Origin of the sequence: Natronobiforma cellulositropha (assembly GCF_025629245.1) — an archaeon.
Lineage (GTDB): Archaea > Halobacteriota > Halobacteria > Halobacteriales > Natrialbaceae > Natronobiforma > Natronobiforma cellulositropha.
The window spans coordinates 55,429-69,801 of sequence record NZ_JANZXN010000022.1 but is presented as its reverse complement, the minus strand read 5'-3'; the positions used below and the strand labels follow the sequence as shown (position 1 = coordinate 69,801).

Sequence of the window (14,373 nt, the reverse complement as noted above, 5' to 3'; positions counted from 1 at the left end):
CGCTCAAGTCGGCCGCGACGAAAGCCCAGCCATGCGTGTCACCGTCGACGTCACGGGCGAAGGCGTCCACGAGATCGACCTCGAGCGCCTCGAGTCAGCGTCGCCGACCTACGCTGACCTCCTCGCCCGGATCGAGCTGAGTCCCCACGAGGTGAGCGTCCTCGTCGACGGCCGCCCGGTGCCCGAAGACGCCCCCGTCGAGGTCGAACAAATCACCGTTCTCCGGCTGATCAAAGGCGGATGAGGGAGACGGACGTTCGCCCTGCGGACCCGGCGGAGGCGCTCACCGCCAGACGCATCCTCGACGCCGCGGTGCTCGAGGTCGACGGTCTCACCGCCCGGCTCGAGGCGGGCGACATCCTCGTGGCGAGCGAGGGGGAGCGCGACCGGATCAGAGGCGTTCTCGTCCTCGAGCCGCTGCCAGACGGCACGGGGACCCGACTCGAGGCGATCGCCGTCCGGCGTCGCCACCGCGCTCGCGGCATCGGCACCGCACTCGTCGACGTCGCACTCGCGCGCGAGGGACGGCTGACGGCGGAGTTCGACGCGAGCGTCCGCCCGTTCTACGACGCCCTCGGCTTCGAGTGCGAGCGCCTCGAGTCCGGGCGGTACCGCGGCTGGCTCGAGCGCGACTGACCGGTGTCGACACTCACCTACCTCCGGAGGTCTCGAGCCTCCGCCTGGGTCAGATAACAGCCACAGGAGGCGACGATGGTGTCCGATCCCGTCGCCGTCACCCCCACCACGACGCTCTCGCAGTGGGGACACCGCGGCGGATTCCAGTTCTCGCCGCCCCAGCGGCCGACGTCCTCACTCATCGAGGGGCCTCCGGTCTGGGTGTCGGGTACAGGACACTCGAGTGAGAGTGTGGTCACTCAGAGAACGGACGTTTCGCGGTCTGTACAGCGCGTTTGCGAGCCTTTTAAGGTCGCGTGGTTGGTACTGAGTCATGGCTTCGGAACCCCGTCGTAGGGTTGGAAGCCACGCCTCGGGTGCTCCTACACCCGGGGCACTTTCTGTGCGTGCCCTAACCGGCGTGCGGTGGGCGCGGCTTCCACGGGTGAGTTTCACGAAGAGATACATATAATTTCTGGAGATGAGTGTTGGTGATTTCGTAGAGTATGCTCGAGTCGAGCTACCTGGCGATGCTTCGTACGGGACTGAGGCTGGTCCCTGGCAACGAGTTGCTACCGGGAGACCAGATCAGATACTCCGAAGAGGAGGACATCGTCACGCTCATCGGCGGTGCGTTCGAGGTCGTCGGTGTAGCCGGAGCGGCTGAACAGGACGTACAGTGTCTCTCCGTCTGCTGGCCCGTCTGGCCATCGTACTTCTGAGGCTGTTCGTTCGAGAGTGGAGAGAACACCCTCACTCACAGGTCGAGAGGTGAACTTGCACTCACCAGCGACGAGACCCTCAGTGGAGAGTCCGAGGACGTCGAGTTCGTGTTCCTTGAACCACCACTGTCCGATGGCACGGAACCGACGGTCGATGAGCCGTGGCAGTTCGCGCTGACAGAGGCGTTCGAACAACGGGCTCACGTAATCCGCCAGCTCGGGCGCAACGAGTTCGTCGTACGCGTCGTCGCCGAGTAGCCGAAGTTGGTCCTGGGTACCGTAGACGAACCGGAACCAGAACCGGAACAGTGGAGCGGAGATGCGATACCGGCCGCGTTTCGAAGAGGTTGGAGATTCCGTTACGGGAATGTGGCGCTCGACGAGGCGGAGTCGGCGGAGTTTCTGAAGATATGTGCTGAGCGAGGCGGATTCGACACCAGCCATACCTGCAATCTCGTTCGGAGTGCGACGCCCGTGGGCGAGCGCACGGAGGATGCTGAAGTACGTATTCGGCTGTCGGAGTTCGGTACGCAGCAGAAACTCGGGCTCGGAGTACAGGAGACCGCGCTCCGACAAAATCGCCTGCTGTACGTTCGATCCTAACGGCTGGTCGGGGTCGATGGTCTGCAGGTAGTGCGGTGTGCCGCCGTAGATCGACCACGCGGTGATGGCAGTCTCGGGATCGTACTCCGGGAAGAACTGGCGCGCATCGGCCACCTCGAGTGGTTCGAGATCGATCGTCGCCGTCCGCCGACCGTACAGCGGTGCGCTTCCAGAAAGCACCTCGTCTTCCATCACACTGATCGACGATCCCACGAGCACGAGCGTCATCCCTGTCTCCTGTAACGCCATATCCCAGACGCGCTGAATTCGGGACGGCAACGACTCGTCCTCTTCGATGAGGAATGGGAACTCGTCGATGACGACGACGGCATCTTCCGCACCCAGTGCTTCGAGGATGGCTTCCCAGTCGCGGCGGACGTTCCGCAACGAAGGGTACTGTGCAGTAGCGGTTTCGACGAACTGTTCGAGCTGATTTGGGGCGGTTGATTCGACCGCCTGGTAGTAGATCGCGTCGTCCCGGTCATCGATGGACTGACGCACGAGTTCGCTCTTGCCGAGGCGACGGCGGCCGTAGATCACGATGAAGTCCGCCGTTTCGGACTCGTAGCAGTCCGTGAGTTGATCGAGTTCGAGGTCTCGATCAACGAATCGCTCCATACCGTCCGTAGCATCTCCGGAAGAATAGAATTTTCGATTTCCGAAATCACGATTTCCAACGTCACGATTTCCTATCACGGGTGAGGAACGAACCGACAGACGAGATTTGTCGTACGGCCGAGGGGATCAACGCGGTCGAAAACCCGCCGTGAGAGGCGGCGGAGTAAGAGGCGACGGCGGGACGAACCCGGTGAGTCGCTCTGCGGGGGCCGAAACCATAACACCCCCTCCGCGCCGAGTGGGGGTGTGATCTGATCGATGGTCTCGAGTACGCTCTCGGTGGCGACGACGCCCGACCTCCTGCGGCTGCTCGCCGTCCCCGTCTTCGCCTGGGCGGCGGTGCGCGACGTGAAGACGCGGCGCATCTCGAGTCGGGTCTGGATTCCGCTCGCCGCACTGGGAGCGGTGACCCTCGTCTGGGACGCCCTGCTCGCGAGGGAGGCAGGCCCACAGGTCTGGGCCTGGGAGTTTCTCCTCCCGGCGGCGATCAGCCTGGGCTTCGTCGTCCCCATCGCCTACCTCTTCTGGTGGGTCGGCGGCTTCGGCGGCGCGGACGCGAAGGCGCTGCTGGTGATCGCGCTGGTGTTTCCGGCGTTTCCGGCCTACACGCTCGGCTCGCAGACGCTGCCGCTGACGACGACCGACGCGGGGGCGTTCTCCTTTACCATCCTGACGAACGCGGTGCTCGTCGGCGTCCTCATCCCACTGGCGCTCGCGGCCCGAAACGCCCTCGCCGGGCGCATCGCCCCCGTGATGTTCGTCGGCTGGCCGGTCCAGACGGAGCGGGTGATCGACACCCACGGCAAACTCCTCCAGACGACCGAGGGACTCTCTCGAGGCGGTCTCGACCTCGACGCGCTCAGAATGTACCTGCGCTGGCGCGGGCTGACACTCGAGGCGGTGCGCGCCGACCCCGAGCGCTACCGCGACCCGGCGACGCTGCCGGACGAACCACACCCACCGACCGACGGCGCGGTGGGCGTCACCGACGCCCGTACCGACGGCGGGCAGCGGAGCGAGAGCGACGGCGACCGGGACGCCGAGACCGACGGCGAGGACCCGTGGGGTGCGGCGGCCTTCCTCGCGGACATCGAGGGGACGGCCTACGGCACCACACCCGAGACGCTCCGGGACGGACTCGAGGTGCTGAGTCGGGAGGAGACGGTCTGGGTCTCGCCGGGGACGCCGTTTCTCGTCCCCGTCTTCGTCGGGCTGGTGATCGCGCTCGTCTACGGCGACCTGCTGTTCGGGCTATTCCTGTAGACGGGCGCTCGAGCGAAGTGCGCCGAGTCCGCGTCGGCACGGCTGCTCAGGACAGCCGCGGGTAGAGGTAGTGTTCGTAGAGCGGGACGACGAACGTCCAGAGGACCGCGAGCACCGCGCCGCCGGCGACGATAGCGACCCAGAGCCACTCGTTGAGCGTCGGCGGTCCCGACGCCAGTGCGGCGAGCGTGGCGAGAAACAGCAGGGCACAGCCGACGACGCTGCCGAGTTCGAGCGTCGCGGCGATGGGGTGGGCGCGCACCTCGGCGAGCAGCGTTGTGAGAGAGCCTCCAGCCATGAGCGCGAGTCACGCTCGAGGGTCAAAACACTCACGGCGGCTCAGACGCCGATGTCGGAGCGGCGAAACTGAACCCGGCTGGCGAGGACGAGAGCGAGCGTCGCGAGGAGGAGGACGGCCGCGCCGGTGAAATCGTAGGTGCCGTGGACCAGGATGGCCGTCGGGTCGTAGTGGGCGGTGGGGCTGACGGCGGCGAGCCAGGTGTAGTCGGCGCTCGAGCTCACCGAGTCGACCAGGAAGAGGGCGAACACCAGTCCGATGGCGAGACGGCGAGCGAGGTCGGCGCGTACGAGCAGCGTCGAGAGGAGCAGGCCGATGGCGGCGCAGGCGAGCAGGTAGGGTATCGAGAGGAGGTGGACCATCACGAGGTCGGCCAGGGCGACCGTCTCGCCGATGGCGAGGACGCCCGCGTAGACGGCGACCGGGACGACGAGGTTGAGGAGGACGATCGGAACGACGAGCGCGGCGAACGTCTCGGTGACGACGCGGGCGCGCGAGACCGGTAGCGAGAGGACGAGGTCCATCCGGTCGCGTTCGACGTCCTCGGCGATCGATCCCGCGGCGAGGTAGGCGACGTAGAGACCGAGCAACAGGAGCCAGACGAACTGGTAGAGTTCGACGGCGAGGAAGCCCTCGATCGTGCCGATCGTGTCGATGCCGAACGCCTCCTGGAAGGCGGGCGGGAACGCCTCGACGTAGGCGTCCATGTCCACGTCGGCGAACGAGGGGAAGAACGCGATGAACATGAGCGCGAGCGCGCTGATCCCGACGGCGAGCGCGAGCGTCCCCTTCAGGCGGCGTTCGGCCTGGTAGCGGGCGATCTCAAGCATCGCCAGCCTCCGTCTCTACGGCCGCTCGAGTCCCGGCACTCGAGTCGGCGTCTCCACGCTCGGCGCTCCCGTCGGCGTCTCCACGCTCGGCGCTCCCGTCGGCGTCTCCACGCTCGGCGCTCCCGTCGGCGTCGCCGTAGTAGTGCATGAACACGTCCTCGAGCGGCGGTTCGCCGATCTCGACGTCGAGCACCTCGTAGGTGGCGAGGTGAGAGAGCAGCGCGTCGTACTCGCCGGTGTAGGTGAACTGGAGACCGGAGCCGAGTGTGCGGACGTCGTTCGCTCCCTCGAGCGTGAACACCTCGGGGTCGACCGGGGAGCCGAACTGGACGCGGACGGACTTGCCGCCGCGGCTGAGGAGCGTTTCGACGTCTTCGAGTGCGACGAGTTCACCCTCGCGGAGGATGGCGACGCGATCACAGACGCGGCGCACCTCGCTCAGGACGTGTGAGGAGAAGAAGATCGTCGTCCCGCGCTCGCGTTCTGCGCGGACGAACTCGTTGAAACGCTCCTGTTTCAGCGGGTCGAGTCCCGACGTTGGCTCGTCCATGATGACGAGGTCGGGGTCGTGCATGAACGCCTGGACGAGACCGAGCATCTGTGCGTTGCCCGTCGAGTACTCGCGAATCCGGCGCTCGAGCGGCGGGGTGAAGATCTCGAGCAGTTCCTCGCGACGGCTGTCTCCGCGGATCGACGCGAAGTACTCGAGGACGCGCTCACCGGTGGCGTTCTCGTCGAAGCTGAGGTCCGCCGGGAGGTAGCCGATGCGGCGTTTCGCCTCGATCAGGGCGGTCTCGTCGCGTACGTCCGCGCCGAGGACCGTCGCGCTCCCGCTCGTCGGTGCGAGCAAGCCGAGCAGCGTCCTGATCGCGGTGGTCTTCCCGGCGCCGTTCGGGCCTAAAAAGCCGAACACCTCGCCCTCCTCGACGGTGAACGAGAGCGAGTCGATCCCCAGGACCTCGCCGTAGGCCTTCGTCAGCGCCGAAACCTCGATGGCTGCCATACCCGACACTCGAGTCTATGAACAGATATCTGTTTTGGTCACGTAGTCAAGGCCGGGCCACGAACGGTGACCGATTCGTTTTTTCGTTCACCAGACCAAGCCCGGGCATGCGTGGGTTCAGCGACGACGAGCGCGACCGGATCCGCGAGGAGCTCGTCGAGACCGGTCGGGAACTGCTGGTTCGGTACGGGCCGGAGAAGACGACGGTCGCCGACGTGACCGAACCGGTCGGCATCGCGAAGGGGACCTTCTACCGCTTTTTCGACTCGAAGGCGGAACTGTACCTCGAGGTCTTACGCCGCGAGCAGGAGGCGTACTTCGAGCGCGTCGAGCGCGACCTCGACGCGACCGACACCGCCCGCGACGGACTCGAGGTGTTGTTTCACAGCTACCTCGAGTGGGCCGAGGACAACGAGCTAGTCCAGCAGCTGGTCGTCCGGAGCGACTACCGGGAGGTGTTTCGCGGCGTGCCAGCGGAGCGACTCGAGGAGATCCAGCGCGAGGAACTCGCGGCGTTCGTCCCCATCGTCGACGCCGTCCGCGAGCGCGACGAGGCGCTCGAGGCGCTCGACGCCATCACCATTCTCGGCCTGATGAGCGCGGTCGTCTTACTCAGCCTCTACCGCGAGGAGTACGAGGAGTACGAGGCAGGCTACTACGAGCGCGTCAAGGAGGTCTACGTCTCGGCGCTGGCGCGCGGACTCACGTCCTGAAGACTCACCCCACGAGCGCCCGCTGGCGCGCGGCGTACTTCGCGAACAGATCCACTTCGAGGTTACACTCGTCGCCGACGGCGACACTCGAGAACGTCGTCAGGGCGGCCGTCTGTGGGACCACGACCACCTCGAACGACCCCGGCTCGACACCAGCGATGGAGAGGCTCACGCCGTCGACGGCGACCGGTCCCTTCTCGACGACGTACGGAGCGCAGGTCTCGGGCAGAGCGAACGTGAGCGCCGTCCCTCCGGAGCCTTCTGCGCCGAGTGGGTGGCGCTCGAGCAGCCGTGTCGTCGTCTCGACGGTGCCGCCGACGACGTGGCCGTGAAAGCGTCCCGAAGCGGCCAGCGGCCGCTCGAGGTTGACCCGCTCACCCGGCGTGGCGTCGCCGAGCGTCGTCCGCGCGAGGGTCTCGGCCGAGAGAAACGTCTCGAACCAGTCCTCGCCGACGGTTTCGGCGGTCAGGCAGACGCCGCTGACGGCGACGCTGTCGTCCGGTCCGATCCCCGCCGGGCGGGGTTCGATTCTGAGTCGGCGGCCCGCGCCGACGCGTGTAGTCTCCGCGATGGTTCCCGTCGTCTCGACGATCCCGGTGTACATCTCGTCTCGAGCGACTCGCTACCTCGACAAATTCGTTATGGATCACAGATGTGGAACGAGTCGGACGGCGTCCCAGGCTCGAGCGGCGACCGGCCGCCTCAGACGCGTGCGTCGATCTCGTCGGCGATCGCATCCAGATCGTCGTCTTCCAGGTCGGGCGTCTCGCCCGCGATGGCGTGGATGGGACCGCCGCCGTCTCCCGTAAAGCGTGGGACGATGTGGGCGTGGACGTGGGGCACCTCCTGGCCTGCGGCCTCGCCGTTGTTGAACGCGACGGTGCTGGCGTCGGCGTCGACGGCCGCCTCGACGGCCGGGACGAGCCGGTGGAGCGTCGCGTAGAGGTCGGCCGCCACGTCCGCCGGGACGTCGTTCAGCCGCTCGTACTCCTCTTTCGGGATCACGAGCGTGTGCCCCGGCGCGAGCGGGTTCACGTCGAGAAACGCCAGCGTCGTCTCGTCTTCGTACACCACGCGCGCGGGAATGTCGCCCGCGACGATCTGACTGAAGATCGAAGCCATGTACGGGGAGTCGACACCTCGCCGTATGAAGGTTTCCCGCCGGATCGAGGAGAGCCAGCGACGGCTCGAGTCGTCAGCGTGGCTCGGGACGAGTCAGTACCGGGACGGGTCGAGACGGACGACGTCGGCCGGTGGTGCGTCGAACGCGTCGGGGTGACAGACCGCGGCCAGGCGCTCGGCGGCGTCGACCAGCCGCGGCGTCCACCGGGTCAGGTAGGCGCTCCCGTCGAAGACGAACACCTGACCGTCGCGGACCGCCGTGAGGTCGTCCCACCCCGGCCGGTCGGTCAGTTCGTGGAGCCGCTCGAGCGTCCGCTCGGCGTCGAAGCCACAGGGGGCGACCACCAGCACCTCGGGGTCAGCCGCCAGGAAGGCGTCCCACTCGAGCGGCCGCGAGCGCGCGCCCGGCTCGCCGAACTCGCAGGTCGCGCCAGCCGCGGCGACCACGTCGGGAACCCAGCTTCCGCCGGGGCGGAGCGGGTCCATCCACTCGAGGACGGCCAGCCGCGGACGGGGCGCGTCGGGGACGCGCTCGGCGAGGGTGTCGAGGCGCTCGCGGAGGTCCGCGACGAGCGCCGTCGCCGCCGCCTCGGTGTCGGTCGCCTCGCCGACCTCCTCGATGCAGGTGAAGACGTCCGCGAGTCGGCGCGCCTGGAGGGCGAGCACCGCGGGGTCGGTCTCGAGCCCGGCGAGCGTCTCACCGACGAGCACGTCGTCGACCGCACACACCCCGCAGACGCCCTGGGTGACGATCAGGTCCGGGTCGAGCGCGTCGATGGTCTCGGCGTCCATCCGGTAGAGGTGGCCGTCCGCCGTCGCCGCGCGGACCTGCTCGTGGCGGTCGGCGCTGGCGTCGGCGTCGACCTTCGAGACGTCGATCCGCGGCAGGTCAGCCACTCGAGGCGGGTAGTCACAGGCGTGTGAGACTGCGACGGGGTCGACGCCGAGGGCGGCGAGGATCTCTGTCGAGGAGGGTGAGGTGGAGATGACCTTCATACGGTCGACTCCTCACGCACCGCCATCACGCTGGCGGATCGAGAGCGCCGCCACGACGAGCACACCGACGGCGAGGAGTGTGCCGAAGCCGGGCGAGCCGTCGTCGTCCGCGCTGGCGTCGGCAGCGTCGCTCGAGTCGTCCGCCTCGTCGGTATCGTCCGCTCGCTCGCCGTCGGCGTCGGTGTCACCGGCGTCGGCAGCGCCGCTCGAGTCGTCGGCCGTCGACTCGGTCTCGGCATCTGTGCTCGCCTCGGCGCGTGCCTCGGCGTACGCCTCCGGGTGGAAGGTCGCTGCGAGCGTCGTGATGGCGTCGACGATCCGGGGTCCGGGCCGGTTCAACAGGTTGACGTCGACGACGACGACCTGGTCGGACTGGACCGCACTGGTCGCGGCGAACGCCTCGCTCTCTGGTACCTCGGGTGAGTTCGTGTTGAGCACCAGCCACTCGGGGTCGTACTCGACGACGGTCTCCTCGTTCACGAGCTGGTAGCCCTCGATTCCCGCCTCCGCAGCGATGTTGTCGCCGCCGGCACGCTCGAGGATCTCGTGGACGAACGTCCCTTCACCGGCGGTGAACTCGAAGAACTCGTAGAGGACGGCCGGGCGGTCTTCGCCCTCGAGTGCGGCGTCGACGGCCGCGAGTTCCTCGTCCATCCAGTCGGTGGTCGCCTCGGCACCGTCGCACTCGTCGACGAGTGCACCGATCAGGCGGGTCTGCTCGTAGACGGTGTCGATCGAATCCGCCGACGGGTAGTGATAGACCGTCAGCCCCGCCTCGCGCAACACCTCGACGAGTTCCTCGCCGACGTAGTTCGATCCCGGTGCGATCACGAGGTCGGGTTCGAGACCGACGACGCGCTCGGGTTCGATGGTCTCGGCGGGTGTCGAGATGTTCGTCCGCTCGTCGGCGCCCTCGAGGTTCGTCGCGTGTTTCGTGACGCCGACGACGCGGTCGTCGGCACCGATCTCCCACAGCGTCTGAGCGGCGCTCGGGTTGAGCGTCACCACCCGTTCGGGTGGCTCTTCGAGCGTGAGCTCGGCTCCCGTCGCGTCCGTGACCGTCAGCGGAAACCCACACTCCTCGACTGTCTCGATACTCCCGTCTCCGTCCCCCAGCGCCGCGGCGGGACCGGCCGTCCCCGCGAGGACGACCAGCGCCACGAACACGAGCGGTAGCAGTCGCATACGCCCACTGTGCCGCCAGTTCAACAAATGCGTTCCTATTGCAATTCAACTTTCGTTCGGGCGCGACGACGGGCGGAGGTTACCGCGAGTCGGCGCACAGTTCCGCGAGCGTCTCGCCGAGGGCGGCGAGGTAGCTCTCGACGTCGTGGCCGAGGCGGCCGACCCAGACGTCGCGGTAGGCGGGGTGGAGCATCGGTAACAGCCAGCAGTCGAAGCGCTCGGAGCGGCGGGGCTCGAGAACGGTCTCGAGGAAGCCGTCGAGTGAGTCACCGTCGGCCTCGAGCACCGTCTGGGTGGCGTGTCTGCCCGTCGCGAGGATCACCGTCGGCGAGACACACTCGAGTTCGCGCTCGAGGTGGGGGCGACAGGCCGTCCGCTCCGCCGCCGTTGGCTCGCGGTTGGTCGTCGGATCCTGTGGATCGGCGGGGAAACACTTCACCGCGTTGGTGTAGTAGGCGTCGTCGGCGAAGCCCACGGCGGCGAGCGTCCGCCTGATGCGTCGCCCGGAGTGGCGCGCGGTGTAGGCCATGCCGGTCCAGTTGCCCCCGCGCCAGCGTTCGGCGTCGGGGTTGCCAGCGCCGGGCGCTTCGCCGACGACGAAGACGCTCGCCTCGAGCGAGCCGGTTCCCCACGAGATGCACTCGCGGGCGTCGGCCAGCGCGGGGCAGCGCTCACAGTCGGCTTCGAGGACGTGGCGACTCGAGGGGAAGGCGGGGTCGGCGTCGGGACGGGACACACCACGGCGTTGGGTCCGGGCGACCATGGGTTTCACGCTCGCGCGTCGAGGGACAGGTTTACGTTCGTCCACCGCCCCTCCCTCTGACATGCGAGAACTCGCCGCCGACCTGTTCGCAACGCTGCTCTACGCCCTCCTCGCGACACTCCTGACCGCCGCCGGTGCGCTGCTCGAGTATACGAGCCTCCAGTATCTCGGCGCTGGCGAGAGCTTCGTCGCCCTCTGGCTCGCCGTCGTCGGTGCGCTCGCTCTCTACGCCGGCGTCTACGGCATCGGCTACCAGAAACTGCTCGCTCGAGTGGTCTGAGGCCGCCAGTTGAGTACGCTCGGCTCGTACCTGCCGGACCGATTCTCATTTAGCCTCGGAGCCAGTGGAGCCACGTATGAGCAGGTTCGGCGAGGTCGACGAGGGCTACGACCCCCAGGCGCTCGAACGACGGGTGTTCGAGCACTGGGAGGCGGTCGACGCCTACGAACAGACCAGAGAGCGAGCGGCCGACGGCGAGCCGTACTTCTTCGTCGACGGCCCGCCGTACACCTCCGGGGCGGCCCACATGGGGACGACCTGGAACAAGTCGCTGAAAGACGTCTACATCCGGTACCTCCGCATGCAGGGCTACGACGTCACCGACCGGCCGGGCTACGACATGCACGGGCTGCCAATCGAGACGAAAGTCGAGGAGAAACTCGGCTTCGAGAACAAGAAGGACATCGAGGCCTTCGGCGAGGAGGCGTTCATCGACGAGTGTAAGGCGTACGCCGAGGAGCAACTCGAGGCGATGCGCGAGGACTTCGAGTCCTTCGGCGTCTGGATGGACTGGGACGACCCGTACAAGACACTGAATCCCGAGTACATGGAGGCCGCCTGGTGGGGCTTCGCGAAGGCCGCCGAACGCGGTCTCGTCGTCCAGGGCAAACGCTCCATCTCGCAGTGTCCGCGGTGTGAGACCGGGCTCGCCAACAACGAGGTCGAGTACACAGACGTCGAGGATCCCTCCATCTACGTGACGTTCGACCTCGTCGACCGCGAGGGCGCGCTCGTCGTCTGGACGACGACGCCGTGGACCATCCCCGCGAACACGTTCGTCGCGGTCGCCCCCGACCTCGAGTACGTCGGCGTCCGCGCCGAGCGCGACGGCGAGTCGGAGGTACTCTACGTCGCCGAAGCCTGCCTCGAGGAGGTCCTCAGAGAGGGCCGTTACGACGACTACGAGGTCGTCGACGAGCGCACCGGCGAGGAGCTGGTCGGCTGGGCCTACGAACACCCGCTCGCAGACGAAGTGCCCGACCACCCGAGCCACGAGGGCGCACTCGAGGTCTACACGGCCGACTACGTCGAGACCGACCGGACGGGACTCGTCCACTCCGCGCCGGGTCACGGTGAGGAGGACTTCGAACGCGGCCGCGAACTCGGCTTCCCCATCTTCTGTCCGGTCGACGGCGACGGCGTCTACACCGCCGAGGCGGGCGTCTACGAGGGCGAGTTCGTCAAGGAGGCGAACGAGCGGATCATCGACGACCTCGAGACCAACGGCGCGTTGCTCGCCTCGGGAACCGTCAGTCACAGCTACGGCCACTGCTGGCGCTGTGATAGAGGTATCATCCAGATCGTCACCGACCAGTGGTTCATCACGGTGACGGACGTCAAAGACGACTTACTCGAGAACATCGAAGACAGCGAGTGGTTCCCCGACTGGGCGCGGGACAACCGCTTCCGGGACTTCGTCGAGGAGGCTCCCGACTGGAACGTCTCGCGTCAGCGCTACTGGGGGATTCCGATTCCGATCTGGACGCCCGAGGAGACGCCGGACGGCCGTGGTGACGAGGACATGATCGTCGTCGCCACGCGCGAGGAACTCGCCGAGCGCGTCGACCAGGAGATCGACCCCGAGACGATCGACATCCACAAGGACACCGTCGACGACCTCACGATCACCGAAGACGGCGTCACCTACACGCGCATCCCCGACGTCTTCGACGTCTGGCTCGACTCCTCGGTGGCCTCCTGGGGGACGCTCGACTTCCCCGAAGACCAGGAGCGCTTCGACGAACTCTGGCCCGCCGACCTCATCATCGAGGCCCACGACCAGACCCGCGGCTGGTTCTGGTCCCAGCTCGGCATGGGGACGACCGCCCTCGGCGAGGTCCCCTACGACACCGTCGTGATGCACGGCCACGCCTTAGACGAGGACGGCCGCAAGATGTCGAAATCCGTCGGCAACGTCGTCGAACCCCACGAGGCGATCGACCGCCACGGGGCCGACGCCATGCGACTGTTCCTCCTCTCGGCGAACCCACAGGGCGACGACATGCGCTTCTCCTGGGAGGGCATGCGCACCATGGAGAACCACTTACGGACGCTCTGGAACGTCTTCCGCTTCCCGCTGCCGTACATGCGCCTCGACGGCTTCGACCCCGCAGAGACCACGCTCGAGGCGGTCGACGACGACCTCGAGCGCCTCGACGAGTGGGTGCTCGCGCGCCTCCAGTCGACGGTCGAGACGATGACCGACGAACTCGAGGTCTTCCGCCAGGACCAGGCGATCGAAGCGCTGCTCTCCTTTATCGTCGATGACGTCTCGCGCTTTTACGTCCAGGCGGTCCGCGAACGCATGTGGGAGGAGACCGACAGCGCGAGCAAGCGCGCCGCCTACGCGACGCTCTACCACGTCCTCGAGCGGGTGACGGTGCTGCTCGCGCCGTTCGCCCCCTTCGTCAGTGAGGAGATCTACGGAACGCTCACCGGCGAGGACGGCCACGACACCGTCCACATGAGCGAGTGGCCGGCCGTCGAGGAGTACTGGGTCGACGAGGAACTCGAGACCGACGTCGTCGCGCTGCGAGCGATCGAAGAGGCGGGTGCCCACGCCCGCCAGCAGGCCGGGCGAAAGCTGCGCTGGCCCGTCCCGCGAGTGGTCGTCGCCGCCGACGACGACGACGTGGCGGCCGCCGTCGAGCGCCACACCGACCTCCTGTGTGAACGGCTCAACGCCCGCGAGGTCGAACTCGTCTCCCCCGGCGACCACTGGGGCGAACTCGACTACAGCGCCAACGCCGACATGAGCCTGCTCGGACCCGCCTTCGGCGGCGACGCCGGACGCATCATGAACGCACTCAACGAGGCCCGCATCGACGACCCGACGCTCGAGAGCCTCGAGCGCGCCGTCTCCGAATCGCTGGGCGAGGAGATCAGCCTCGAGTCGGAGATGGTCTCGTTCGTCACCGAGACGCCCGACGACATCGCCGGCACCCCGTTCGGCGTCGAGGGCGACGACCGCGGCGTCGTCTACGTCGACGCCAGCCTCACCGACGACATCGAGAGCGAGGGCTACGCCCGCGAGGTCATCCGCCGCGTCCAGGAGATGCGCAAGGAACTCGACCTCGACGTCGAAGAGCAGATCACACTCGAGGTGTCGGTCGCCGACGAGCGCATCGCCGACCTCGTGGCCGAACGCGAGGACCTGATCGCGGACGAAGTCCGCGCCGAGGCGCTGACGGGCGTCGAAGACGGCGACGCGAGCCACCGCAAGACCTGGGACGTCGACGGCGTCGAGATCGAACTCGCCATCTCACCGGTGTCGGCGTCGGCGGCCTGAGAAGCGGATCGGGCACTCGAGAGAGAGAGCACGAGCGGTTTTTGCAGGCGACCCGCCGAGCGTCGCCGACACA

16 protein-coding genes are annotated in these 14,373 nt (G+C 67.4%); 6 read left to right on the top strand and 10 right to left on the bottom strand.

The window, feature by feature from the left end; translation table 11 throughout:
- Positions 1-31: 31 nt before the first annotated feature.
- Together samp2 and N0B15_RS11205 are read left to right on the top strand one after the other, a co-directional pair.
- Positions 32-244, top strand: coding sequence for a ubiquitin-like small modifier protein SAMP2 (gene samp2 / locus N0B15_RS11210; protein ID WP_263019797.1), 213 nt, complete (start codon positions 32-34; stop codon positions 242-244).
- Positions 241-636: a GNAT family N-acetyltransferase gene (locus N0B15_RS11205; protein WP_263019796.1), complete on the top strand. Its 396-nt coding sequence runs from the start codon at positions 241-243 to the stop codon at positions 634-636. The genes samp2 and N0B15_RS11205 overlap by 4 nt, the downstream gene beginning before the upstream one ends.
- 17 nt (positions 637-653) lie before the next feature.
- Here N0B15_RS11205 and N0B15_RS11200 read toward each other — a convergent pair whose 3' ends face one another.
- Positions 654-818 carry a hypothetical protein gene (locus tag N0B15_RS11200; protein ID WP_263019795.1) on the bottom strand — a complete coding sequence of 55 codons (165 nt, stop codon included), beginning with the start codon at positions 816-818 and terminating at the stop codon, positions 654-656.
- A 369-nt stretch (positions 819-1,187) separates the two neighbouring features.
- Positions 1,188-2,558, bottom strand: coding sequence for an ATP-binding protein (locus N0B15_RS11195; protein ID WP_263019794.1), 1,371 nt, complete (start codon positions 2,556-2,558; stop codon positions 1,188-1,190).
- 258 nt (positions 2,559-2,816) lie between these two features.
- Here N0B15_RS11195 and N0B15_RS11190 point away from each other — a divergent pair, with 258 nt between their 5' ends.
- Positions 2,817-3,821, top strand: a complete 1,005-nt coding sequence (locus tag N0B15_RS11190) for an A24 family peptidase (RefSeq protein ID WP_263019793.1) — start codon at positions 2,817-2,819, stop codon at positions 3,819-3,821.
- Between the two features lie 46 nt (positions 3,822-3,867).
- Here the strand turns inward: N0B15_RS11190 and N0B15_RS11185 are convergent, their stop codons facing one another.
- The 3 genes from N0B15_RS11185 to N0B15_RS11175 are packed head-to-tail and all read right to left on the bottom strand — an operon-like array spanning position 3,868 to position 5,952.
- Positions 3,868-4,119 (bottom strand): hypothetical protein, encoded by a 252-nt coding sequence (locus N0B15_RS11185; RefSeq protein WP_263019792.1) that lies wholly within the window; start codon positions 4,117-4,119, stop codon positions 3,868-3,870.
- Positions 4,120-4,160: 41 nt separating this feature from the next.
- On the bottom strand, positions 4,161-4,949 hold the full coding sequence (locus tag N0B15_RS11180; RefSeq protein ID WP_263019791.1) for an ABC transporter permease: 789 nt from the start codon (positions 4,947-4,949) through the stop codon (positions 4,161-4,163).
- The gene (locus tag N0B15_RS11175; RefSeq protein WP_263019790.1) at positions 4,942-5,952 is read right to left on the bottom strand and encodes an ABC transporter ATP-binding protein; all 1,011 of its coding nucleotides are present in this window, start codon (positions 5,950-5,952) and stop codon (positions 4,942-4,944) included. Before N0B15_RS11175 ends, N0B15_RS11180 begins: the two co-directional genes overlap by 8 nt.
- Positions 5,953-6,059: 107 nt before the next feature.
- Between N0B15_RS11175 and N0B15_RS11170 the strand changes: the two genes are divergently transcribed.
- The gene (locus N0B15_RS11170) at positions 6,060-6,665 is read left to right on the top strand and encodes a TetR/AcrR family transcriptional regulator (protein ID WP_263019789.1); all 606 of its coding nucleotides are present in this window, start codon (positions 6,060-6,062) and stop codon (positions 6,663-6,665) included.
- 4 nt (positions 6,666-6,669) lie between these two features.
- Here N0B15_RS11170 and N0B15_RS11165 read toward each other — a convergent pair whose 3' ends face one another.
- From N0B15_RS11165 to N0B15_RS11145, 5 genes are all read right to left on the bottom strand, one after another.
- Positions 6,670-7,269: a riboflavin synthase gene (locus tag N0B15_RS11165; protein WP_263019788.1), complete on the bottom strand. Its 600-nt coding sequence runs from the start codon at positions 7,267-7,269 to the stop codon at positions 6,670-6,672.
- Positions 7,270-7,367: 98 nt separating this feature from the next.
- Positions 7,368-7,787 carry an HIT family protein gene (locus N0B15_RS11160; protein ID WP_263019787.1) on the bottom strand — a complete coding sequence of 140 codons (420 nt, stop codon included), beginning with the start codon at positions 7,785-7,787 and terminating at the stop codon, positions 7,368-7,370.
- A 93-nt stretch (positions 7,788-7,880) separates the two neighbouring features.
- Positions 7,881-8,783, bottom strand: coding sequence for an ABC transporter substrate-binding protein (locus N0B15_RS11155; RefSeq protein WP_263019786.1), 903 nt, complete (start codon positions 8,781-8,783; stop codon positions 7,881-7,883).
- Between the two features lie 12 nt (positions 8,784-8,795).
- Positions 8,796-9,968, bottom strand: coding sequence for a PGF-CTERM-anchored ABC transporter substrate-binding protein (locus tag N0B15_RS11150; RefSeq protein WP_263019785.1), 1,173 nt, complete (start codon positions 9,966-9,968; stop codon positions 8,796-8,798).
- Positions 9,969-10,047: 79 nt separating this feature from the next.
- On the bottom strand, positions 10,048-10,704 hold the full coding sequence (locus tag N0B15_RS11145; protein ID WP_263019784.1) for a uracil-DNA glycosylase: 657 nt from the start codon (positions 10,702-10,704) through the stop codon (positions 10,048-10,050).
- A gap of 88 nt (positions 10,705-10,792) precedes the next feature.
- On the opposite strand from N0B15_RS11145, the gene N0B15_RS11140 reads away from it, so the two are divergent.
- Both N0B15_RS11140 and ileS read left to right on the top strand, forming a co-directional pair.
- Positions 10,793-11,011, top strand: a complete 219-nt coding sequence (locus N0B15_RS11140; RefSeq protein WP_263019783.1) for a DUF8151 family protein — start codon at positions 10,793-10,795, stop codon at positions 11,009-11,011.
- Between the two features lie 76 nt (positions 11,012-11,087).
- Positions 11,088-14,300, top strand: a complete 3,213-nt coding sequence (ileS, locus tag N0B15_RS11135) for an isoleucine--tRNA ligase (RefSeq protein ID WP_263019782.1) — start codon at positions 11,088-11,090, stop codon at positions 14,298-14,300.
- Positions 14,301-14,373: the final 73 nt, after the last annotated feature.